This is a genomic window from Zavarzinella sp. (genome assembly GCA_041399155.1).
GTDB lineage: Bacteria > Planctomycetota > Planctomycetia > Gemmatales > Gemmataceae > JAWKTI01.
The window spans coordinates 527,393-552,013 of sequence record JAWKTI010000001.1; the positions used below are offsets into that span (position 1 = coordinate 527,393).

General features: G+C 49.1%; 17 protein-coding genes. 8 read left to right on the forward strand and 9 right to left on the reverse strand.

Annotated features, from left to right (window positions below; genetic code table 11):
- Positions 1-138 precede the first annotated feature (138 nt).
- From R3B84_02280 to R3B84_02290, 3 genes are all read right to left on the reverse strand, one after another.
- Positions 139-573, reverse strand: a complete 435-nt coding sequence (locus R3B84_02280) for a hypothetical protein (GenBank protein ID MEZ6139375.1) — start codon at positions 571-573, stop codon at positions 139-141.
- Complete coding sequence (locus R3B84_02285; protein MEZ6139376.1) at positions 570-2,174, reverse strand: NADH-quinone oxidoreductase subunit N; 1,605 nt, start codon at positions 2,172-2,174, stop codon at positions 570-572. Before R3B84_02285 ends, R3B84_02280 begins: the two co-directional genes overlap by 4 nt.
- 117 nt (positions 2,175-2,291) lie before the next feature.
- Entirely contained in the window at positions 2,292-3,371 is a 1,080-nt protein-coding gene (locus R3B84_02290) for a prenyltransferase/squalene oxidase repeat-containing protein (protein MEZ6139377.1), read from the reverse strand.
- Between the two features lie 194 nt (positions 3,372-3,565).
- Between R3B84_02290 and R3B84_02295 the strand changes: the two genes are divergently transcribed.
- A complete protein-coding gene (locus R3B84_02295; protein ID MEZ6139378.1) occupies positions 3,566-4,489 on the forward strand; it encodes a dihydrodipicolinate synthase family protein in 924 nt (307 codons plus the stop codon).
- A gap of 74 nt (positions 4,490-4,563) precedes the next feature.
- Positions 4,564-6,825, forward strand: coding sequence for a UvrD-helicase domain-containing protein (locus R3B84_02300; GenBank protein ID MEZ6139379.1), 2,262 nt, complete (start codon positions 4,564-4,566; stop codon positions 6,823-6,825).
- A 2-nt stretch (positions 6,826-6,827) separates the two neighbouring features.
- Here the strand turns inward: R3B84_02300 and R3B84_02305 are convergent, their stop codons facing one another.
- Positions 6,828-9,677, reverse strand: a complete 2,850-nt coding sequence (locus R3B84_02305) for a serine/threonine-protein kinase (protein MEZ6139380.1) — start codon at positions 9,675-9,677, stop codon at positions 6,828-6,830.
- Positions 9,678-10,069: 392 nt separating this feature from the next.
- Between R3B84_02305 and R3B84_02310 the strand changes: the two genes are divergently transcribed.
- The 3 genes from R3B84_02310 to R3B84_02320 all read left to right on the forward strand — a co-directional run bounded on the left by R3B84_02310 (position 10,070) and on the right by R3B84_02320 (position 14,068).
- The gene (locus R3B84_02310) at positions 10,070-11,359 is read left to right on the forward strand and encodes a Glu/Leu/Phe/Val dehydrogenase (protein ID MEZ6139381.1); all 1,290 of its coding nucleotides are present in this window, start codon (positions 10,070-10,072) and stop codon (positions 11,357-11,359) included.
- 118 nt (positions 11,360-11,477) lie between these two features.
- Complete coding sequence (locus R3B84_02315; GenBank protein MEZ6139382.1) at positions 11,478-12,152, forward strand: HEAT repeat domain-containing protein; 675 nt, start codon at positions 11,478-11,480, stop codon at positions 12,150-12,152.
- A 176-nt stretch (positions 12,153-12,328) separates the two neighbouring features.
- Positions 12,329-14,068 (forward strand): SMP-30/gluconolactonase/LRE family protein, encoded by a 1,740-nt coding sequence (locus tag R3B84_02320; protein MEZ6139383.1) that lies wholly within the window; start codon positions 12,329-12,331, stop codon positions 14,066-14,068.
- Positions 14,069-14,188: 120 nt separating this feature from the next.
- Here the strand turns inward: R3B84_02320 and R3B84_02325 are convergent, their stop codons facing one another.
- Positions 14,189-14,509: a hypothetical protein gene (locus R3B84_02325; GenBank protein ID MEZ6139384.1), complete on the reverse strand. Its 321-nt coding sequence runs from the start codon at positions 14,507-14,509 to the stop codon at positions 14,189-14,191.
- Between the two features lie 150 nt (positions 14,510-14,659).
- Here R3B84_02325 and R3B84_02330 point away from each other — a divergent pair, with 150 nt between their 5' ends.
- Positions 14,660-15,610, forward strand: coding sequence for a hypothetical protein (locus tag R3B84_02330; protein MEZ6139385.1), 951 nt, complete (start codon positions 14,660-14,662; stop codon positions 15,608-15,610).
- 2 nt (positions 15,611-15,612) lie between these two features.
- On the opposite strand, the gene R3B84_02335 is transcribed toward R3B84_02330, so the two are convergent.
- Entirely contained in the window at positions 15,613-17,826 is a 2,214-nt protein-coding gene (locus R3B84_02335; protein ID MEZ6139386.1) for an FdhF/YdeP family oxidoreductase, read from the reverse strand.
- Positions 17,827-18,025: 199 nt separating this feature from the next.
- Between R3B84_02335 and R3B84_02340 the strand changes: the two genes are divergently transcribed.
- The gene (locus R3B84_02340; protein MEZ6139387.1) at positions 18,026-19,372 is read left to right on the forward strand and encodes an aminotransferase class III-fold pyridoxal phosphate-dependent enzyme; all 1,347 of its coding nucleotides are present in this window, start codon (positions 18,026-18,028) and stop codon (positions 19,370-19,372) included.
- Here R3B84_02340 and proB read toward each other — a convergent pair.
- From proB to R3B84_02355, 3 genes are all read right to left on the reverse strand, one after another.
- Positions 19,365-20,498 (reverse strand): glutamate 5-kinase, encoded by a 1,134-nt coding sequence (gene proB / locus R3B84_02345; GenBank protein MEZ6139388.1) that lies wholly within the window; start codon positions 20,496-20,498, stop codon positions 19,365-19,367. The two genes, R3B84_02340 and proB, sit on opposite strands and share 8 nt — an antisense overlap.
- A 160-nt stretch (positions 20,499-20,658) precedes the next feature.
- Positions 20,659-20,925, reverse strand: coding sequence for a TfoX/Sxy family protein (locus R3B84_02350; GenBank protein ID MEZ6139389.1), 267 nt, complete (start codon positions 20,923-20,925; stop codon positions 20,659-20,661).
- A complete protein-coding gene (locus R3B84_02355) occupies positions 20,922-21,878 on the reverse strand; it encodes an ATP-binding protein (GenBank protein ID MEZ6139390.1) in 957 nt (318 codons plus the stop codon). The genes R3B84_02350 and R3B84_02355 overlap by 4 nt, the downstream gene beginning before the upstream one ends.
- A gap of 289 nt (positions 21,879-22,167) precedes the next feature.
- On the opposite strand from R3B84_02355, the gene R3B84_02360 reads away from it, so the two are divergent.
- Positions 22,168-24,600 carry a DUF1549 and DUF1553 domain-containing protein gene (locus R3B84_02360; GenBank protein MEZ6139391.1) on the forward strand — a complete coding sequence of 811 codons (2,433 nt, stop codon included), beginning with the start codon at positions 22,168-22,170 and terminating at the stop codon, positions 24,598-24,600.
- The last annotated feature ends 21 nt before the right edge of the window (positions 24,601-24,621 follow it).

The window sequence follows — 24,621 nt, forward strand, 5'->3', positions numbered from 1 at the left end:
GAAAATTGTTGTAAATCATTGCAGGTTAGAAATTTGCAACGATGCCAGTGACGAAATTTCTCGGATTTTCAGTTGGAAAATGACAACAAACAGAAGCAAGGTGGATATATATTTATGTGCGTGGAAAAATTTCCATGCTTAGGATCGCTTATTGCAACTTGCCACCAGGTTCTGCAATTCGGTCAGTGTGCGTTGTTGAATTTCCTGCAGCCGCTGGTGCCACTTTGCTACCTGTGGGGCGGTATCCACGTGGCGACCGTTTTCAGTGAAACTTTGGCAACGTGTTTGATAGTCCTCAAGCACCCGTTGAAGGAGAGATTTGATGGTTTGATAATTATAATTCGTAAACGATGCAGGGAAGTTGCCACCTGCACGAAACTGATCGCTTTCCGCCTGCAAAAATTGCTCGAGTTGCTGCACTTCGGACAATGTGGAATCTGCCAGTTGATTCAGTTGCTCAACCAATGGCCGTTCACTGGCTTTTGCATAAGGCAGAGCGTTGCGGGCATATTGCAGCAGACTGAACCGTTCCCGCAAAAATATTGTTTCAAGGTCATCCAGGGCACTGCTCATGGTTGCGAATTCCGAAGGGTTTTCAGGGCAGGCTGTTTGAAAGTTGTTTCTGTGCGTTGGGCAACCTGGGTGATCGGATTCCAGAAGATACCGAATACCAAAGTAAGGCTGACGACCACTGACAACAAGGCACGTGCGGGGAGGTTAATGACAATTGGTTCTTTACTGGCTGGTTCGTCGAGCATCATCACTTTGATGACACGCAGGTAGTAGGCCACACTGATTGCAGTATTCAGTGCTAACAACACCAGAGTGGCATAAAAGAAATCACTGAGGATGGCACCACGGAAACCTGGCAGGTTCGATAGATGGTAGAGATTGGCAAACACATGGAACTTGGCGGCAAAGCCCATCAGTGGTGGCAGTCCAATGAGTCCCATCAGAAAAACGGTCATGGAAATTGCCAGGATGGGCGATTTTTTGATCAGCCCGGTGAAGTCCTGAATGTTGCTGCCTGGTAAAGATTTGCGGGCAATCGCTACCACAGCAAATGCCCCCAGGTTGGTTAGTAGGTATGCTGCCAGGTAGTAAATCAGTGGGACCAACGCGACGCGGTTGAATGGTAACACTGCGAACATCATCACCCCCGCGTGGGCAATGGTAGAATAACCCAGCAGTCGCTTGATGTTGGACTGGCCCAGTGCGGCAAGATTGCCGAAAGTGGTAGTCAACAGGGCAATACTGGTCCACATTAATGCAATGTTTGTGTGCGTCTGATGGAATGAGCCATCGGATGAACCAGTGAGTGCAAATAGAAACCGCAGTGACAGCACCAGTGCAGCTGCTTTGGAAGCAACAGAAAGAAACAAACCAATTTCCGCAAAGGCACCATGAAAGACATCTGGCAGCCAGAAATGGAACGGGAATGCGGCAAGTTTGAACATCAAGCCACCTATTACCAGAAACGCCCCAATGTAAAACAGTGGGCTGGAATCACCTTCCAGATTCCCCACGTGGGTGGCGATTTCAGGGAACGACGCCGTGCCAGTGGCTACCACCAGCAGGCTCATGCCATACAACATAATCCCGGCTGCACTGGCACCATAAATGACATACTTCATCGCGGCTTCGCTACCAGCCCGCCTGCCTTTGGCAAAACCAGCAAGGATGTAGCCTGGTAAACTGGCCATTTCTATGGACAGAAACATCATCATCAGATGATTGCTGGAACTCATCAGCATCAGGCCCAGAGTAGAACCGCAGAGGAGCACAGAGAACTCAATCGATTCCTGGCGGTCTGGCAGGTGGGTAATCAGACAAAGGATTTGCACCACCACGAGAAAGCCAAGCAGGCCAATGCGGATCAACAGGCCAAACTGGTCATGAACCAGAAAGTTAGAGAAGATGGCGATCGAATCACCCGCATGAGCGTTATGGGGCAACAAGGCAGAAACGCCGCACCATTGGGCGATGCCTATTGCTAACGCACTGCCCACGCCAAGGATGGCAAGATAGCCCGCATGAACAGCAATGTTCGTAACAATCCGGAGTAACAACAGCCCCACAATTGTGGCAGCGAGAACGATTTCCGGAAGGAAAGCGAGCAAGTCGCTGCTGAGAAACGCCAGTTGTCGATCGATAAAGTCCGGACTGGGGTACATTCGCGAGCAATCTCGTGCAGGAAGATGTTATTTTTTTAGAATCTTTACCAGAAGTGACCAAGGGAAGTGGCAGGAAACAGATATGCAATGATTTGAAAATGAAGCAATTGAAATTGATTACCGCTGATAAATTGGCAGGGTGGCGTTTTCTAATTGCAGGATGGTCAAGCTGGTTGCGGTGCCAAACACGGGTCCCACATAGCCGCCGTTCCAGTATCCCTGGCCGTTCTGCTGGCCTAACAGGTGCTTGTGCATCACGCCTTTGAAGTCAGACCATTTCATGCCGGTTTTATCGCCATTGAACATTTTTTCCCAGCCATCATCACCCAGCACATACATTGCCTGGGCAAAGTAATAATTCTGGTATTCATCATGTCCTAAGCCACCTTTACCAAAAGGAATACTTTTCTGGCAGTACTTCAGCCACTTTTTGGCGTATTCGGATGAATATTCACCCTGGCTGAACGCACAGGCCACTGCTGCGGCAGTCAGTGGGGGGCGTTCCTGTCCTACCTGGGCAACGCCACCATTATGCAGTGAATAAATGATCCCACCGTTCGGCGTGGTGGATTTCTTCAGATAGTCGATTGACTTATCGATGATTGATTTTGGTACTGGAATGCCGGCATTGCGTGCGGCCCGCAACCCCTGTAACTGGGTAATGGTGACAGAGCCTTCATCGAAATTGCCACCTTCAGAGGCAGAAACATAACCCCAGCCACCTTTATCTGTCTGGGAATCACCACAGAATTTGACGGCTTTTGTCAGTAGTTTTTCCAGATCTTTGCGATTTTTGGCATCATCTTCTTCACCATAGACGCATGCGAGGTAAAGGAGGCCGAACCCGTGCCCGTACATATATCTGGATGCTTCTGTGGGATTATTAGGGTTTCCTAATAATCCATTCGGCTGCGAACGCTTCAAAAACCATTCCACTGATTTGCGGATGTTGTCTTTGTATTTCCCTTCCTTCATGGTGCTGCCTTCCATCAGGAAGCACATGCCAGCCAGCGCTGTCATTGATGTAGGATATTGCCCACCTTGCGCTTCCCAATTACCAGACTTTGTCTGTGTTTTTGCAAGCCATTGGAGCCCACTATCGATTGCCTTGCGTACTTTTTCATCCGTTACTTCTTCTGCGGGAAGTGGCACAACGATACCTAGGAGGCAGGCAAAAACACACAAATTGCGATACATGCAAATATTCCCTAATGGATGAGAAAAGTCCTGTCCAAGTAAGACGACTCACTGGTAAAAGTTTCACGCACCTGCGAACCATCGGAGAGAAAATTGTCTGCGGGTTAGGTTATTTTAACATCGGAAATGGTTTCTACAAGACAAATCAGAGTCTCATAAGATACCGTGGTTAGGTAACTCAAACAATTTGAAATATGAGCGCGAACCATCTCCGTGGGCTGATTGCTGCCACGCACACACCATTCCATGCGGATGGCACCCTGAATCTGGCACCGTTAGAGTCGCTGGCGGAACATCTGGATCGAATTGGTGTGGCAGGCGTCTTTATTGGGGGGACAACCGGCGAAAGTTTGTCACTATCGATTGAAGAACGGATGAACCTGGCAGAACGATGGAGTGAAATCTGCAAATGGAGCCCACTGAAACTGATCGTCCACGTAGGATCAAATTCTCTGGCAGATGCCCGCACGCTGGCCCACCATGCCAGTACGCTGCATGTTACTGCCATTTCGGCGGTGGCCCCTTGTTACTTTAAACCTACTAAAGCGATCGCTTTAGTAGAGATTTGTCGGGAAATTGCGAGCGCGGCACCTTTATTGCCGTTTTACTATTACGACATTCCCAGTTTTACAGGTATTCAGGTTCCTTTAATGTCGTTTGTCGAACAGGTTTGCGAAGCCGTGCCCAACTTTGCAGGAATCAAGTTTTCCAATCCGGACCTCGCACTTTACCAGAATTGCCTGCACTTTGCTGAAGGGCAACTGGACCTGCCTTTTGGCATTGATGAATACCTCCTGGCGGCGGTGTCTTTAGGCGCAAAGGCTGCTGTGGGAAGCAGTTACAACTTTTCAGCCCCTATCTACCTGGCACTGTTGCGTGCCGTGGAAGCGGGCGATTGGCCCCTTGCACGTGCGTTGCAATATCAGGGTTTGCAGATCATTCAGGTGCTGGCGAAATACGGTTATCTTGCCGCTTCCAAGTGCGTGCTGGAGCATCTGGGTATTGCTGTGGGAACGACGCGGTTACCATTGCTGCCACTAGATGCGACCCAAGAAGCAGAATTGAAGGCAGACCTGGATCAGATTGGATTTTGGGAATTGGTCACGCCAACTTCATAAATTCATCCCACAGTAGTTGACAAGAAGCGGGTGTCTGCTACTATAATAGTGTACACAATTCCATGGATGGCACCATGTCGAACGAGAAGAGCCCCATACTGGCTGATTTAACGGAAGAACAGTTGGAAGCAGTGACCCACCTGCATGGACCATTGCTGGTACTGGCGGGTGCTGGGTCAGGTAAAACGCGAGTGATAACACGACGTGTGGCGTGGTTGCTGGAGCAGGGGGTTCGTCCTTCAAATATTCTGGCAATCACCTTTACCAATAAAGCCGCTGGTGAGATGAAACAGCGGGTGGAAGCAGTGGTGCCAGGGAACCAGGTTTGGGTAAGCACCTTTCACAGCCTGGGGGTGCGTTTACTTCGACAATATGCCGATCGAATTGGCATTTCGCGAGACTTTTCCATTTTCGATGTGGATGACCGCACCAAATTGGTCAAATTGTCAATGGAGCGTGCAAATATCGACAATGTGAAAATTACCCCAGAGCAGGTGGGGCATGCCATCAGTAAAGCGAAGAATTTATTGCTGACACCTGAAAAATATGCTCGGAGTAATAGCGATTACTTTACTTCGAACGTGGCAATGATTTATTCCCACTATCAAAAGCGGATGCGGGAAGCAAATGCAATGGATTTTGACGATCTGCTGTATATTCCCGCACTGTTATTAAAACATGATGAGGAAATTCGGGCAGAACTGGATGCCCGCTTTCGCTACATCCTGATTGATGAATACCAGGATACCAACACCGCACAGTATGAGTTGGCGAAAGCACTCTCTAAGGACTACCGCAACCTCTGCGTGGTGGGTGATCCGGATCAGTCAATCTATCGCTGGCGTGGGTCGGACATTCGTAACATTCTTGACTTTGAGAAAGACTTCCCGGAAGCCAAGGTTGTCACTCTGGCGAAAAACTACCGCAGCACACCAGCGATTCTGCATGCTGCCAGCCATTTGATTGCCAACAATCGCGAACGGAAGAAAAAAACACTGATTGCCAGCAAGCCCGAAGGTGCTCCCGTGCGGCATCTGGTGTTTGAAACTGGCCAACATGAGGCGGCCAGCATTGCCCAACTGATTAAAAAATCGGTGCAGCTTGGCCTGCGGCGATATCGTGATATTGCAATATTCGTGAGAATGAATGCACTGACGAGATCTTTAGAAACTTCGCTGATTCACCAGGGGGTGCCATTTCAAATTGTGAAAGGGCTGGCGTTCTTTGATCGAAAAGAAAATAAGGATGTGATTGCTTATCTTCGCCTGCTGGTGAATCCCACCGATACGATTTCGTTTCTGCGGGTGGTCAACGAACCCGCCCGTGGGATTGGGAAGGTGTCGCTGGATCATCTGCAGACGTATGCGGAAGACAACCAGGTCAGCCTGCTGGAAGCGGCAGCAAATGCCCCACGGATACCGGCGATACGCGGGAAGGCAGTTCATGCCTTAAAGTCTTTCGCACAAATGATTTACGGTATGCAGGCCAATTTATCGCTCGCCCCAGCCGATTTGATTGCCCATGTGATTGAGACGTCTGGCTATCGAGATATGTATGCCACCTCTCGCGATCCAGACGATCAGGAACGACTGGCGAACATTGAGGAATTAATTACCTCGGCACGGGAATTTTCGAATCAGCTCCCCACCGGTACGTTGCAGGATTTTCTGGAGCAGATCACGCTGGCAAGCGATGTAGATAACTGGAATGAGAAATCGGATTGCGTGTCCGTAATGACCATGCATGCTTCAAAAGGACTGGAGTTTCCGGTGGTTTACATTGTTGCGATGGAGCAGGGCATTTTGCCTGGTTCCCGCAGCCTTGATCCGAACAAGCCGGAAGAACTGGAAGAGGAACGCCGGGTGGCATTTGTGGGGATGACCCGGGCAATGGACGAGTTGTATTTGTGTTCCGCACAATTACGCGATTTTCGTGGGCAAACAAATTATGCCATTGTCAGTCAGTTTATTGAGGAATTGCCGGAAGATGTTATCCAGCAAGACTTTAGCAGCAATCGTGGCAGGCAGCCTGCTTTTGAAAGCTGGCGGACAAAAATGACGCGTGAACTGGGCGAATCATCCCCACGCGAGCGTGATGAGGAGATAAGTATTTTTCGGCCAGCAAAGAAGACTGCTGGCTCAGGCGATACTAGTTCCGGTGGGGGCGATTTGTACCCACCCGGCACTCTGGTAATGCATGATGAATATGGTCTGGGAACAGTCAGGGAAGTCAGTGGCATAGGTGCGATGCGAAAAATCAAAATCCAGTTCGCACGAGGCGGAATGAAGACATTCGTGGCTGCGAAAGCAAAATTGACGGTCATCCCACCCAAATAGAATTAATTCCGGTGCAGTGGATCGTTCAAGGTGCGGGCGGCACGAATCAATTCAATGAAACTATTATGGTGTTGGATTGAAGCAAATGACGTGTTGTTAAGCACATCATTAATATGCAGGCCATTTCTTAAACCAAACGCAAGCATCTCCACAGCATATTCAGCATACTTTTCATCCATTGCTGCCAGCATCGTATAGCACTCGGCGACCTGCATACTGACAACGGGTCGATGATCTACTTTCAGGATATGTCTGATGTCTGCAAGGCATTTATCAACATTTTTCAGCTCCGCATTCAATTTCGCCCGCAAGAGGTAGAATGGGGTGGCATCCGGAAACAGTTCGATCCCCTTATTGGCGGTGTTCAACGCCTCATCGAGCAAGTGCAGGTTCTCAAACTCCACCGAAGCCTGATTCAACAATGGATACCAGTTATTCGGGTCGAGCTCGGATGCATTCTGAAAAGCCTCAATTGCATCACGGTATTCTTTTCGCTGTGCGAAAATGATCCCACGTTCCAGCCAGCTATCAGAGTCAACGGGAATCAACTGCATCCCAGCAACAACATCCTGTTCCGCCAACTCAGCCTGGTCGTTCATTCGATGCAGTCGTGAGCGAATTAAATACGCTTTCACAGGTGGTTGATGCATTCCCAAAACCTGATCCAGATCTTTGATGCCATCCTGATATTGCCTCAATCCCAGATAAATCAAGGACCTTCGAATCCGGTATTCCGCCGATGCGGGATCAAATCGTATCGCCTGATCGATATCTTTGAGTGCCAACGATGAATTTCGTAACTGAATCTGCGACAAACAGCGCAGATAATAAATCGCAGACACATGTGGCTTCAGAGCAATTGCGGCCGAATAGCTGCCAATCGCATCTGGATAAGCAGTACTACGATCCTGGCAATAGCCCAATAACAACCAGGCGAGTGGGTCGTTTTGGCGGATTGTGAGCGCATCTCTCAAATAGTTGATTGCTTCCGAATTTTTCCGAACGCTGGATAACTGAGCAGCCGTGAGAACAAGATCAGTAAAACCAGCTGGTTTCAAACTTTTCAAGTCTGGCTTCGATTGTGACCTCGCAGCACTGATCAGTTGTTGTTGCAAACTCAGCGCAGTGGGTGCATCTTCCTGAAGACATATTTCTGCCAGCGCAAACCGCTGCGATAACTGATCAATGGTGTCTGTTCGATGCGTTCGAACATGTTCCAACTCGCGCCAATTCATCAGATAAATCAAAACACCAAGTTGTAATTTCAACTGTCTTTTTTCATTATCTGGTAAATAGATAATATCTGGGTTGCTGTCCCAGTTTACCTGTGTATTGGCGGTATCAATGCCGGATCGGTGGATCAGGCTTTGAACCATAGATTGCAGGCGATCCCAGTCTGTATCAGTTTTCGTACCTGCAGCCAACTCCAGTTGACGTTGTTCGATTACTGGCATGGTCAGGCGGAAGCCTGCCATTGCCGCCTGTCGATCGGCATCTAGTTGCGCATTCCGTGCCTGATCCAGATGCCTGCTGTACATGAACCCGGAAAATAACACACAAAACATCAGTAGAGTGACGATCGTCAGTGGAGAACTGAGTCGTGGATTTCTTCGAGCCCACTTACGCATTCCTTCCACTACAGACCGATCCGATGCGTACATCAGCCTCAGATGGTTTAATTGACGTTCAATGTCATCCCGCAACTGCCATGCGGTCTGGTAGCGTTTTTCTGGATCTGCTTCCAGGCATTTTCGGAGAATTGACTCCACTGTGGGCGAAACCATGGGGTTGATTTTGCGGATGGTGGGGCTTTTCTGCCGGATGGCAATCGCATCAGCAATTGAATCCCGCTGCAAGTCTTGTGGTGGGTCAAAAGGCAAGCGACCTGCCAGCAATTCGAACATGATTAGCCCCAGCGAATAAATATCGCTGCGGGCATCAATTACATCCCTTTTCCCAAGAAAAAGCTCAAATTGATCCGGTGACATATAAGGCAAAGTGCCGCCGATCTCCGCCATTGCTGCCGCACCCGGCCGCCGCATATCAAGAGCCACATCAAAATCGAGTAACAGTGGCTCGCCACGATCAGTGAAGAGCACGTTTGCTGGTTTTAAATCGCAGTGGATAATTTTATTTTCGTGGGCATGATTCAAACCATCGGCTAACCGTGCGATAATCCAAAGCACCGCTTCCACATATGTCCGTCGTCGAAAAGCCTGTAGAGTATCGTCGGATGCCACAAAATGACTGGAAATACGTGGCATCCCATCCAAAGACTGGGCGGTCTCTTTATGTGCTTCCTGAGGTAGCTGGTGCAGAATAAATCTTCCGCTAGTGGGTAGCTGCGATTGGTCTCGAAGCTCTTTTACCACCTTGTTCAAGGTGAATTCACCCAGATATGGCATGCAGATCGCATGCAAAGGTTTGGCATGGTGCACCGAGTGAACTGGTACAATGTTGGTGTGTTGTAACCTTGCCAGCGAATCAATTTCCCGAGGGCGCTGGGCAGAAACTTTCAACACAATTCGACGATTCGCCAATCCCTGCTGTTCTGCAAGAAACACTCTTCCACAGGCCCCTCTACCTAATTCTCTTAAGAGGTTGAAACCCAGAAAAGTTTCCCCCGCCTGAGGAAGTTGGCTGAGAGTATCGTTCAGGCGAGTTTGAAAGGCCGATTGCCCATCAGCGTTGCCAAGAGAAGGATTGGAAGGTTCCCCACTGATGCTGGTTGAATCTGCATTAAAGATTCGGGTTTGTGAACCAGTGCCCGCACCTGAATTTGGAAGGCGATCCGCAAGCTGCGTGTATTGCGATGAGTCATCCGTTCGCGATCGTGAGAATGGTAATTCCATAACCATCCGATTATATAACTAGTGCCGAAAATACGTGGAGAGACGCTTTCCACGATGAAAGCCTAGTTCAACATTTCACAAAATTATCCAACTGGAAAAAATTTCTACATTATTTTCAAATATTAATGAACTAAATTCCATTTAAATTCGTCTTATTTTGTGTATTTATGGATACTTGTTGTCCTGTGGTTTCTTGTGGGGGGATTAACGAAATGAGAATAACTTCATTTGGCATTACAGAACTGCTCGTGCCGCATCCACAAAGTGGCTTTACATAACTTTCACACGATGCTACCTTCGGTGCGTCTTCCCGTCGTAAGAAGCCGAATTTGCTTGCGTATAATAGGTTATGCTGGCTCTTTCTCTCCTTCTTCACCGGAGCCGAACTTCCGATGACATCATTACCTGCTCCTGCACCGTCGACGAACCCGATGTTTGCAGTTTCCCCTGTTTACAAGATGGCGTGTGACCAATTGCACGCCGTTTCCGAAGTGCTGGACGTCGATCGTGGCATCATTGAAAGGCTATCGATCCCCAAGCGATCTTTGGTGGTGGCCTGTCCTGTGCGACTGGACGATGGCACCACGAGAACATTTGTGGGATATCGCGTGCAGCACTCACTTACCAGTGGTGCGGCGAAAGGTGGCCTGCGTTTTGCACCCCACGTGGATATCGGCGAAGTAGCCGCACTGTCGATGTGGATGTCCTGGAAGTGCGGAATCATGAACTTGCCATTTTCTGGTGCAAAAGGGGGCGTGGCATGCGACCCTACCAAGATGAGTAAGGGCGAACTGGAACGTCTTACACGACGATACACCGAAGAAGTGTTGCCAATTATTGGCCCACGGATGGATGTGATGGCACCCGATATGGGTACTGATGAGAATAACATGGCCTGGATTATGGACACGTATTCCATGAAAGTTGGCCATGCCTGTCCGGAAATTGTCACGGGAAAACCGGTGGAATTGGGTGGCTGTCTGGGCAGACGGGAAGCCACCGGTCGTGGGGTTGTTTACTGTATCATGCGTGCTCTGGAAGAAATCAACCTCCTACCAGAAAACTCCACCGCTGTGGTGCAGGGTTTCGGCAATGTCGGTTCGGTTGTCTGCAGCGACCTTTACAAGAAAGGTGTGAAGGTGATTGCGATCGGCGATCGTAATGGCAGCATTCGCAATCTAAATGGCATCGATGTTCCCGGGTTGTTGCAGCACATCCAGATGGGGAAAACGATTACCACCTTCCCGGGTGCAGAATTTATTCCCGATGAGGAGTTGTTAATAACTCCGTGTACCATCCTGGCTCCCTGTGCCATGGAACGGGTGATTACCGGGTCAAATGCAGAGAAAATCAACTGTCGGATTCTTGCAGAAGGTGCGAACGGTCCCACCACACCAGAGGCAGATCGATTGTTGGCTTCATCTGATGTATTCATAATTCCGGATATTCTCTGCAATGCAGGCGGCGTAACTGTTTCGTACTTCGAGTGGGTGCAGGATTTGCAGCAGTATTTCTGGAATGAACAACAGGTCAACGACAAACTGAAGGAATTGATGGAAACCGCCTTCAATCGCGTGCGTAAAATGGCCAGAGAACGTGGGATCCCGATGCGTTCTGCAGCACTGTGCCTGGGAGTATCCAAAGTAGCCCTGGAAAAAGCAAAACGTGGTTTATTTCCATAACGCTGTGTAAATTTTTGATTGGAACTGAAATTTTTCTGGATAGAACAAAATCTTGTCGTTTGGGGTAAATTAGCACGATCCCACTTGTTTTTTGTTCTATGTAATGGAATACACAAGAATGTTCAGCCCCACCGTATGGAAAATGATTCGCATGGCAGGTTCGACACCCGACCAACTGATCCGCAGAATAATTGTTGCTATTCTCACGGGCAATTTACCAGACGAATATCGCGCAGATGCAGCCACATTACTGACAGATGCGTTGCACTATGCAGAAGATGATATCCGCAGTCTGGTCATCCTGGGTCTCAGCGAACTTGATGTGGAACCAGAAATCATTCTGCCCGCACTGACCGGTGCGATCCACGACAGTAACGAAGGGGTGCGTAAACGGGCAATCCGCACCTTGGGCGATATGGGCTCAAGGGCCAGCCTGTCAATGAGTCATTTAATTTCCGCACTGACAGACTCTTCGATGTCTGTGGTGCTGGAAGCAATGAATACCATTGGCAGAATCGGCAAACGGGCAGAAACCGCAATTCCATCCCTGGTGAGATTGCTGGGCCACGAAAACACGCGTGTCCGAATTGTAGCAGGAAACGTGCTGAAGCAGATTGGTGATGCGGCAATACCTGCACTGAATAAGGCATTAGCAGATAAAGACGCACTGCGAAGTGAACGGGCAGCAGCAGTTCTCTGGCGTCTGGGCAAACTGGAAGAATCGGAATACGAACAATACTTCCAGGTAGAAGAAACCCAGCCAGAACGGTCGCTTCTGGAATGCATGAATTAATATAATTTGATTTACAATTGGCTTCTCAATATGAAACTTTTCAGCAGCAACTGACAATTCTTCCTGAAGAATCAAACTCCATTTCTGCATTTGTCGGAATCTTTCCGCCTTCGAATCTGTTTTCATAAGACATTGGTTATCCTCTCACTCGAACAACATTACTGAAGGAGAATGACATGTTCGAATCGATTCGCGTGCAATACTTTGCACTCGCTGCCAGTTTGTTTCTGGGCCAGTTTGCTGTTGGCCAGAATAAAGGCCCAGCACCCAAATACCCCGCGGGGGAAGTTACCAAGTACACATTCAATAAAAGCAAAATTTTCCCAGGCACAACTCGGGATTACTGGGTTTATGTCCCACAGCAGTACGATGGCAAAACGCCTGCGTGCGTCTTTGTCTGTCAGGATGGGGTCAAATTTAACGCACCAAAGGTGTTTGATGAGCTGATCGCCAAAAAAGAGATGCCGGTTACCATTGGCATTTTTGTGATGCACGGTCGCGTACCGGCTGGGAACGACCAGGCCTTGGATCGCTACAACCGCAGTTTTGAATATGACGGTCTGGGAGATGCCTACGTTCGTTTTCTGCTGACAGAACTCTTTCCAGATGTGGAAAGCAAGAAAGCCAGTAACGATCGGGCGATTAAGTTGTCAAAATCTGGCAACGACCGCTGCATTGCTGGTTCCAGCAGTGGTGCCATTTGTGCATTTACTGCTGCGTGGGAAAAACCCGATGAATTTTCGCGAGTTTTTAGTTCCATCGGGACGTATGTCGGTTTACGTGGGGGCGACCGTTATTCCACATTGATTCGTAAGTACGAACCGAAGCCAATTCGCATTTTTCTGGAAGATGGAAGCAGTGATTTGAACATCTATGGTGGTGACTGGTGGATGGCCAATCAAAGTATGGAACGCTCGTTGACTTTTGCTGGCTATGAAGTGAAGCACAGTTGGGGCACCGGTGGGCACAATGCCACCGCTGCAACCAAGTTGTTTCCTGATGCGATGAAGTGGTTATGGCAGGATCATCCCAATCCGGTAAAAGTGGGTCTGGGTTCCCCACAGATGCAGAGCCTGCTGATTCCTGGCGAAAACTGGAAACTAGTGGGAGAAGGATATCGCTTTACAGAAGGCCCCGCTGTGAATGCAGAAGGGATTGTGTTCTACAATGATGTTGGCAACAGTAAAACCTATCGCGTGGGGCACGATGGCAAAGTAACGACTTTTCTGGAAGATTCACTGCGTGGTGATGGCCAGGCATTTGGACCGGATGGTCGATTGTACGCTGTGGCTGGTGGCACCGAGCAGATTCTGGCCTGGGATATGACAGGTAAGAAGACAGTGATCGCCGATGGATTCCGCGGGAATGATCTGGTGGTCCGCCATGATGGGGGCATCTACGTTACCAACCCAGGTTGGGATGGCAAATCACCCAGCCAGATCTGGTATATCAGCCCTAAGGGTGAAAAACGCGTTGTTGACAAAGGCCAGATCAAGTTTACCAATGGCATTACCATGTCCCCTGATCAAACGTTGTTATACGTGGCAGACAGTCGTTCACATTGGGTCTACAGCTATCAGATTCAGAAGGATGGCTCGTTAGCTTACAAACAACGTTATTATCACTTGCACCAGAACGATGCCGATGATGATACCGGTGCGGATGGGATGTGCGTCGACCTGCAGGGGCATTTGTATGTAGCAACTCGCCTTGGCGTTCAGGTGTGCGACCAGGCGGGCCGAGTGCTGTGCATTATCCCGACGCCGAATGGAAAAGTTTCCAACCTGATCCTCGGTGGGAAAGATTTTGATATTCTTTACGCCACCTGTGGGGATAAAGTGTATTCCCGAAAAATCAAAATGAAGGGCGCGAATCATTTCCTGCCACCCACCAAGCCTGAGAAGCCACGATTATGAGAAATTAATTCATGAGTTTTTGTTCATGAATTAGGTTTTTTCAGAATCACATTGCAACTTTTCTTCAGTCCGGATTGAAGCTCGTCCCACAGTATTACCTTTCATGTGGGCATATAACCGCTAATCATGTGGGATCTGGAACCATTCAGAACCAGTAATTTCCTGGGGTGAATATAAATCATCCATATCGATTGGCTGTACATGAAGTCCCGTCTGTTGGATAATGCCGATAATTTCGGTTGCAGCACCCACTTCAACCATGTAGGAACGCGATAAGACTCCAGTATCAATTTCAAATTCAGACGCTTCCGCAAAAACACTTTCGTATATTTCCGGGTAGTTACGCAGCATTAGTGTCCACAGTTCAATCAGGCGTCTTCGAAAGGCCGCTTCTGCCTCATCTGGTGCACCCTGAATTGTGAGAAGAAGATATTCCTGCATCTGTTTTTTCCTTGTTTATGACAATTTATTCACAATCGATCATGAGACATTTTTCAGTCTATTTTCATCTGTCTCTCAGGGGGATTGGGTTACAGTATTCGTATTAACTCAACAAAAATATACAGAGATATACAGATGGAAATTGCCTCCGTGAATCAGCTGCTGGGCATGATCACCATCGGTTTTGTACTGTTTCTTTATGGATTGGTGCGTGCAGGCATCAGTTATTTTCGCCCTAGGTGGGGGAACATTGCTGCCATCCCCACTTTCGGGATCCTGGCTGCAATTACCGTAATACTTTCAAACAACGATTGGGATATCGCTGGCAGTGCTGTAATTGCAGCTGGTCTGGTCGGGGCACTTTCCCTAGGTAGCATTCCCAGAGTTCAGATGAACCTCGTTGCCCTGTTTGGCAGGATTGCCCGCCCACGTGCAATAAGCGCAATTGTTGTGGTGGGTGGTATTTGCACGATGTTAACTGGCATGATTCGGTTCGAAACTGTCAGCAAGATTAAGGATTTGGCAGATACGGAATATCTCGAGTCGGTTGCATCCAAGCCCCCCACAAAGCCCATTGAGGCAGCAGCGGTAACCGATACAGGAAAATCGCTGACTTTCCACGCGCCACTTCGGATGCGGTCGGATCAGGTCATCAGCGATAATGAGAAAAAAACTCTTTCCGGGATCCCCGCAGGGAATCGTGTGATCCGCCACGAACCAGCAAGCGATCGGTGTAATTGCCATGGCTGGGTTTTCAGTGGTGGGCGTTATTGGTTAACTGCTGAAAATGTGGAACAGATTCTGACTGATAATGGCTATCAGACGGTGAAAACCCCCATCCCGGGTGATGTCGTGATCTATCGCGACGATACAGGATATATCACCCACACGGGAATGGTGTATGGTGCAGGTAGTACCACACGTACCCAGGTGATTGGCAAGTGGGGCTGGATGGGAGTCTACATTCACTACGTCGATGAATCGTGCTATGGCAAAAATTACGCATTCTACCGCAGTTCCCGACCAGGTCATGTTGTTCGTGGAGTCGATGGGAATGACCCAACGCTGGTGTTAGCAATCGTGCAGGCTGATGCGAAGTAATTTCAACTGACCACTGGCAGCGCTGTTTTGCTCGTTTCCGGTACTTCCTGCGGCCGTATCCGGATCGGAATGCATTTGAACGCAGGAGTCTTTGACTGAGAGTCGAGATCTTTCGGCACCAGTATATTCGCCTCTGGATAATACATCGCTGCATTGCCGGGGGTAATATCAATCGCACGTACCAGAATCTGATGCATTTCACCAGCAGTCGAGGAAATAGTGACTGCCTGATTGAGTTTGAGTCCCAGGCGGGTGATATCCTGTGCATTCATTAAAATAACATCTCGACGTTCCTGCCCACGGTAAATGTCAGTCTCTTCATACACTACCGTATTGAATTGCCCTTCAGACCGGATCGTCATCAGCCGTAATTCGTCCGATTCTCCCTGTAACGGCGGTAATGGGTAAATCGCAAATTTTGCTTTGCCACTCGCGGTTGGAAATTTACCATCGTGCATCAAGCGGCCTTTGATATGGAATTCTTCCCGTGTTTTGTCCAGTAAGGCAATTGCTTCGAATCCAGGAATTGCCTGGGCAATCATCGCACGGATTTCCTGGTGTTGTTGTAATCGGATCCAGTCGATTGGCGTTTTGCCCAATACTGCATCTGCCAGGCTGGTGATGATATCCACTTCACTGCGTGGACCCGTCAGTCGGTTAATGTTTCCTTCACTCATTCGGATGTAATTGAACATCGATTCCTGTGTGGTTGGCTGGGGCTCTTCATCACGTGCCAGCACCGGTAAAATCAAGGTTTCTTTACCACATCCCCAGGGGTGGCCTGTATTTAACGTGGTATTCAGATAAGTAACCAGTTGTAACTTGCTCAGTGCTTGATGGGCATATTGGGCATCGGGATTGCTGCCGTACAGGTTACCACCCAGGCAAAAAGCACTGTTTACTTCACCTTCATCTGCTGCCACCATACAGGCCATGGTGTCTTTGCCTGGTGTGGTGGGCAATGTCACGCCCAACAACTTTTCCAGATTTTCAATAATCTGCTGTTTAAGAACAGGCACCACACCCACCGAACCAATGCCTTGAATGTTGGAATGACCACGGATTGGCATTAATCCTGCATGTTTTTTGCCCACCATCCCGCGAATCAGGGCCAGGTTGACAATCGTTTGCACGTTAGCCACGCCATGCTGGTGGTGGGTAATCCCCATTGTCCAGCCAAACACCACTCGTTTTGCCTGGGCATAGCGGCGGGCAATTTTTTCGATCAGATCCTTGCTGATTCCGGAAAGCTGTACGATATCGGCCCATTCTAACTGTCGCAGATGATCGAGATAAGCAATGCTCTCATCAGTGGATCTCTGCAGAAATTCATGATCTACCGCGTTCAGTTCCAGTATGGCTTTGCCAATGCCACTGAGCAGAGCCAGATCACCACCAATGTGGGGTTGCAGGTATTCGGAAGCGATTTTCGTGCCAAACAGCAAACTACGGACATCGGAAGGCACGCTGAAATTGACCAATCCTACTTCTTTAATCGGATTGATGACAATCACATCCCCACCTGACCGCCGGACTTTCATTAGTGAACGCATCAATCGCGGGTGGTTGGAAGCAGGATTGCCACCAATCAGAAAAACCAGGTCAGCATGGTCGAGATCGTCCAATTCGATTGTTGCTGTGCCTGAGCCCACCGAGGCATTCAGGCCCACACCGCTGGCCTGATGGCAATAATAGGAGCAGTTATTAACATAATTTGTTCCGTACACTCTGGCAAAAAGTTGCAGCAGAAAGGCAGCTTCGTTGGAAGAACGGCCTGATGCGTAAAAAAATGTCTGATTTGGGGCATTTTCACGCAACTGTCTGGCAATTCGCTCCAGTGCAAATTGCCAATCCACAACTCGAAAGTGGCTGTCTCCCTCACCAGCGTAGACAGGTTGGGTTAATCTGCCGCACCACTCGAGTTCACGTGGGGACAAGGTTTGCAATTGTGCGATGGAATACTGTTGAAAAAAATCAGCAGTAATCCCTTTTTGCATATCGGCAATCATCGCCTGAAACGACTTTTTACAGACCTCTGGCCAGTGGCCAGATTCGTTTCTCATCCCACCTTTCTGACCACCCATTCCTAGGGCGCAGGTCTTGCAGGCGTTTTTCGCCCGCATCGAACGCCAAAGTTTCCACCAACCGACTTTGTTGGCCATCCGCAGGCTGTACCAGATTGCTGCCCAGCCACCGCCGGTTTTTTTTGCTTTCATGCGTCGATCCTATGGGAGAAGTCTTTGATGCTATTTTACAAAAACCTCCGTGGGTGGTTCGGATCCGGTGGCAACTAACGTGAAATATGACTGTGCAAATTTTTTATCCTGCCGATGCTCTGGAGATCGGATAAAAAATGATTCCACCATTTGTGGTTCGGAATACCTGCAGTAAGCGACTCATTAACGGGTTCTCATTATGTCGATTGAACAAAAATTTGAACATCAGTTTGCAGGTTCGAAGCAATTCTACCAGCAAGCGGTAGAGTTATTTCCCTCCGGCGTCACACACGATCTGCGGTATTTAAAACCATGTCCCCTGTATTTCACGCGGCAACTTGGCGCACATAAATGGGATGTCGATGGCAACCAGTTCATCGATTACTGGATGGGGCACGGGGCCTTACTGCTGGGGCACAGTTACCCACCAATGGTGGCTGCGGTGCAACAACAGGTAGAACGTTCTACTCACGTGGGTGGGTGCCATGAACTGGAAATTACCTGGGCAAAGCAAGTTCTGGCGATGTACCCCCATGCGGAACGAATCCGTTTTACTGGATCGGGTACCGAAGCTACTTTGATGGCACTGCGGCTCGCACGGATGTTTACTGGCAAAAATAAACTCCTGAAATTCTGTGGGCATTTTCATGGCTGGCACGATGCGGTTTCAATCGGTTCCGATCCGCCTTACGACCAACCAATGATTCCGGGTGTTGCTGCAGCGGTTGGTAGCCAGACAGTAGCAATCATGCCCAATAACCTCGAGGTGCTGGAACAAACTCTTCAGCAGGATACTGATATTGCTGCGATCATTCTGGAGCCTACGGGTGGGCACTGGGGTGCCGTGCCCATTCGTGGCGATTTTCTGCACGGAGTGCGTCAACTGGCCACAAAATATGGCGTGTTACTAATTTTTGATGAAGTAATCACCGGTTTCCGAGTCGCACCCGCTGGGGCACAGCAGTACTACGAAGTAAAACCGGATCTGACCTCACTCGCCAAAATTCTGGCAGGCGGCCTTCCAGGTGGGGCGTTGATTGGTCGAGCAGACCTGCTCGAGCAGATTACTTTCCGTCCGGGGAAGCCGAAAATGCGGCACCCTGGCACCTACAATGCCAATCCATTGTCCGCTGCTGCCGGACTGGCCGTATTGAAGAGTATTGCCCACGAACCAATCTGTGAAACTGCCAATGAAAACGGCCGTTTGCTGCGGAACCAACTGAATGAACTATTTCAACGTCATCATTGGCCATGGCTGGCCTACGGCGATTTCAGTATGTTTCGCTTACTTCCAAATTATCAGGGGCCGTCCATCCCAGCCGCCACTACAACCAACGACGGAATCGTTCCTTACAATGGCGACCTGAACCTGCTTGATGGGCCAGGAAATCCTGATTTGAAGCATCGTTTTCGACAGGCTTTGTTGTTAAACGGTGTCGACATGCCTGTCTTGGGTGGGTGGCTATCGTTGTTACATACATCAGAAATCATTGCCCAGACGGTGGAGGCCGTGGAGCGGGCAATCATGATGCTGAATGCTAATTGACCATCGCCATGTTGTCGCGATGTACCATTTCCATGTAAGGCAGTTTGCCGATAACCCGTGCAATCTGCTCACTGGTCAGCCCACGAATTTTTTCCGCTTCTGTCATCGAGTAATTCGACAAACCGCGAGCAATTTCCTGTCCTTGTGTACTGCAAATGGAAACGACATCGCCTTTTTTGAAGTCCCCAGTCACTTTGATTACACCAATTGGCAGCAGGCTGCGTCCCTGTTTCACAACGGCAGTGGCAGCACCATCATCCAGCCACAATGCTCCTTTGGCACGTGCGGTGAACGCCAGCCAACGTTGCCTAGCTGGCAGCACTCCACCCTGGGGCAAAAACAGCGTGCCTACCTCGTCACCTGCAAAAATACTGTCCAGGATGCCGTGGGTGTTGCCATTGGCCATGATGACCGCACTGCCGCCAGTGGCAGCAGTTTTGGCAGAGCGCAATTTGCTTTTCATCCCACCTGTTCCAAGAAGGCTCGTGCTTTTGCCTGCCATGGCCGAAATCTGGTCGTCCACATTGGTGACCGTATGCACTATGTGGGCAGTGGGGTCCTGAGTGGGATCGCTCGTATATAAGCCGTCGACACTGGTCAGCAGCACCAGTAATTCTGCCTGTAACAAATTCGCCAACAGTGCGGCGAGATGATCGTTATCACCAAACTTGATTTCTGCCACCGAAACGGTGTCATTCTCATTAATAATTGGAAGACTCTGATATTCAAACAACATTTGAATTGTGTTTTTTACGTTCAGATATCTCACACGGTGGTCAAAATCACCAGCAGTAAGCAGAATTTGTGCCACTGGTACCCCATGGTGGGCAAACGATTCCTGATAGATCTGCATTAGAACTGATTGGCCCACTGCCGCACACGCCTGCAGGTGGGGTAAATCCCCTGGGCGTTTTTTCAGTTTCAAACGGCCCAGACCAGCACCGATGGCACCAGAACTAACCAAAACGACCCGGCGATTTGATGAGCGAATTCTCATGATCTGATCGGAAAGGGATTGAATCCGTTCTGTGTCGATTTCGCCACGAGCGTTCGCCAATACGTTGGTACCCACTTTGACAACCACTGTCTGTGCTCTTTCCAGAACACTTGCACGCACCGAATCCACGCCAGTCTCCTGCCTGAAGAATGCTAAAATCCCCACCTTGGGACAGTTTATGACAAACTAAAGTTGCGTTCGTCTGTCAACAAAAGAGATTGATGGGGCGCAGAACCAGAATAACTTGGTAAATGAAAAAAACACATCGGAAAAACATGTGTGTGATTTTCTAACCTTCCATGTTCCGAAGCTCCTGCAACAGTCTTACTTTGATTTCTTCAGTAAGTGATTGCCATGGGCTATCCTGCAAACCAGCTGCCATTGCCCACAAAAAATTGAATGTTGGCCGGAAGCCAGCATCGCGTACCGCCAGAAAAGCCGCTACAACTCCAATACTTTCAAGGTCATTTCTCGATTGAATTCCGATGTGGCGTAACCATGCTGCAGAAGTGGGGCCAATATTTCTCAAATTGGCAATATCTTCTGAATTGCTCACTTCGTATGTGCCCGAGTTGACTTTTTAATCAACCGTACATGGTTACCTTTGCCAAAATACTGCAGTTGCGTACTGAACGCACGCATCAGCAGGATTCCGCGTCCGCCAATCTGATATACCCGCCCATCTTCGGTGGGGTCTGGAACCCTCGAAATATCGAATCCAGGCCCTTCATCAACAATATCGATGACTGTTTCGGAAACGCTGATCCCCACCATAATGTGGACTTTTCTTTGGCAATACGGTGCGATGCGCGATCGTTCTGCAACCAATTGATCGAACGGACCGTCTCCATCCTGTCTCAACTGAGATGAAACCTCCAGATTCCCGTGCAGCATCGCATTCAGTACCGCTTCTTCGATGGCAACTCGAAACTGTCCCGCCGAAGTAGGGCAGAAATGGCCTGATGCCACCATTTCATGATGAATTCGTTCGATAACGGGGCTGATTTCACGGCGATTCGCGTTGAGCGTAAACTGTAAGTCATTACGATTCAATAACTTAGAAGAAATGCTCTGCATCTTGGCTGTGCGGGCAGTTTCTTCCAAAAGGCGCACCACGGCGGTTGGTTCTTTTTGCAGCAACTCTCTTGGAAAGTGGTGTCTGGCACCACGACGAATTCCTTCCAGTGCCACATGCACCTCATATGGTGCTGACATCAGAATAATTGGAGTTCCGGATGCCTGACGAGTCAAAGCATCTACCATTTCCAACAAATCCTCCTGATCCTGACCAAGATCGATCAGCACCAGGTCTGCAGGTCGCTGGGTGGTGTACTCGAGTGTTTCAAACAGGGATTTTGTAAAGTGAACTTCCCAATTAAGTTCTAACTCGATCAATACTTCCTGATCGATTTCTGTGGTGGATGGGTCACCCACGATCACCAGGCATGGTTGCTCGATTTTGACAACCACGTTTTTGGAGGGAGCTTCCGGCTCTGAGAAAAAATTCATAAATGTTATCCGGCGAGTAGAGAGTGCGGATTTAGATGGAACATAGGTTACTTCTTCACCACAGGTGGACGTTTTTACCAAAAATGTAGGTGAATTTGAGAAAAAACGATGAAAATTTGTGCGGTACTACTCGTTAAAGTGAAGCATTTTTCATTATTTTTTGACTTTTTTCTTTTCAATTGCAGAACTTTTGTGTCAAACTCTGGTTAGATTGTTAGCCCTGCGCTCGCTTTGTCGCCCGAAACCTACCTACTGACTGCTTTTTGTAGTTTGTAAAAGGACCCCCAGGATGCTCGTTCGCACGTTACCTATCCGCTGGATGGCCTGCTGGTGTGCTACACTGTTTTTCGCTGGCCAATCGACGCAAACGCTTATTGCTACGGAACTTCCGAACGGTACACAATTAGAGAAGGTTGATTTTGAGCGCCATGTGATGGGGTTGCTCAGTAAAACCGGTTGCAACAATGGCTCGTGCCACGGATCTTTTCAAGGGAAAAATGGCTTCCGGCTTTCCCTTTTTGGTCTGGATGCGGATCGGGACTACAACGCACTGACGCGGGAACTACACGGCCGCCGTGCCAATGTGCGACAACCGGATGAGAGTTTGCTGCTGCAAAAAGCAGCCGGCTTAACCTCTCACGATGGGGGGATTCGTTTTACCCGCGATTCCTGGCAGTATGGTGTGATCCGGGAGTGGATTGCTCAGGGAATGCCCCGCTCGAAAGAGGGTAGCGAAATCCGCGAACTGACCATTGATCCGCCTTTGTATATGATTCTGCAGCCCGGCCAGTCTTCTCAGGTGCGGGTGACTGCACGGTTTGCCGATGGATCGAAAGAAGATGTAACACCTTTCTGCGATTTTCGCATGCAGGACGACGCGGTAGCAAACGTGAATGTTGCGGGTGGGATCGAGGCAAAACAGCCCGGCGATTCAGGTTTCAATGTACTTTATCGTGGCAAAGTGGCGTCGATTCGGGTGCTGGTAGCTTCTTCGGGCAAACAGAATGCCGATTTTGCCCAGTTTGCCCATAATGCCATTGATAAAGAAGTAAACAACAAATTACGGTTATTAAATGTCGCCCCCAGTGGTTTGACGGATGATGCTGATTTTCTACGTCGTGTGACGATCGATACGATAGGCGCACTGCCCAGCCCGGATGAGATACGTAAGTTTCTGGCCGATCGGTCACCGGATAAGCGGGCCAGGAAGATTGAAGAATTACTGAAGCACCCACTGCATGGAGCAATCTGGGCGACGAAGTTCTCCGATATCACAGGGAACAACACGCTGACACTCGAACAGCCCGCACCGCTGCAGGTGCCACGCAGCCAGCAGTGGCACGACTGGTTCCGGGTGCGTATTGAACAGAACATGCCTTACGACCAGATTGTGAAGGGAGTTCTGACAGCAACCAGTCTTGAAGGTCAAAGTGAAAAAGAGTGGATTGCTCAAACGAATAAAATTGATGAAGATGCCCTGAAAAGCATGGATACCTCCGAATATGCCAAACGGAAAACGCTCGACCTGTTCTGGCGTACCCGTCAGGCGGTGCCTTCCAATATCTGGGGTGAAAAAGTAGCTGCGGCTTTCCTGGGCGTGCGGTTGGAATGTGCCCAGTGCCATAAACACCCCACAGACCAGTGGACCCAGGCCGATTATCGGTCGTTTGCCAACATTTTTTCGAATGTTACTTTCTCAACCAACCAGTACTCCTCATCTGAGTTGCGACAAATGGTAGTTGCAGAAAATAAAAAACGTACCGAGGCCAACAAAGACCCGAAAAATCGTAACAATCTGATCACCCTGCGGGAAATGTTTGTTGCTGCTGAGCCAGTACGTGGCAACCGCTTGATGACCGATCCTGATACTGATAAGCCACTAACGCCCAAAGCGATTGCTGGCCCGGAGTTTCCTGCTGCCAAAGGGGTTGATCTGCGGGTCTCACTGTTTGACTGGATGGCTTCTCCAGAAAACCCATTTTTTGCCCGTAGCTTTGTCAACCGAGTCTGGGCTCATTATTTCGGTGTGGGGATCGTCGATCCTGTCGATGATTTTTCACAGGCAAATCCCCCTACGAACGCTGCGTTGCTGGATCTGTTGGCTACTGAATTTGTGAAAAGCGGTTACGATATCCGGAAACTTGAAACACTGATTCTCAACAGCCATACGTATCAACGGACATCCAAGCCGAATGAATCGAACAAGTTCGACACAAGAAATTACTCCCACGGCTACATTCGCCCAATGATGGCAGAAGTGGTAGTCGATATTATCAATGATGCAATTGGAGTGACGGAAACGCTGCCAAGCAATCTTCCAAAAGACAAACGGATTACGGAAATCGGCACCACCCAGCTTGGGAATCAGAATATTGCCTACGTGCTACAGATTTTTGGCCGCCCACCTCGTACTACTGCGTGTGACTGTGAACGAGCGATGGATCCAGCACTCCCACAAACGTTGTTCCGGATGACCGATACCACTCTGTTACGCAAAATGACCGTGAAATCGAATCGTTTGTGGACATTACTGAACGATAAATCGATGAACGATGAACAGGTCTTTACCGAACTGGTATTGGGTATCCTGTCGCGTTATCCCACCGCCGATGAGATGCAATTACTGGCTAAATTCCGCGAGCGGGAACCAGACCGTGCTGCGGCTTTCAACGATATTTTCTGGGCGCTGTTAAACACTCGGGAATTCATTCTTAACCACTGATAAGACAAGGGCTTACAACTC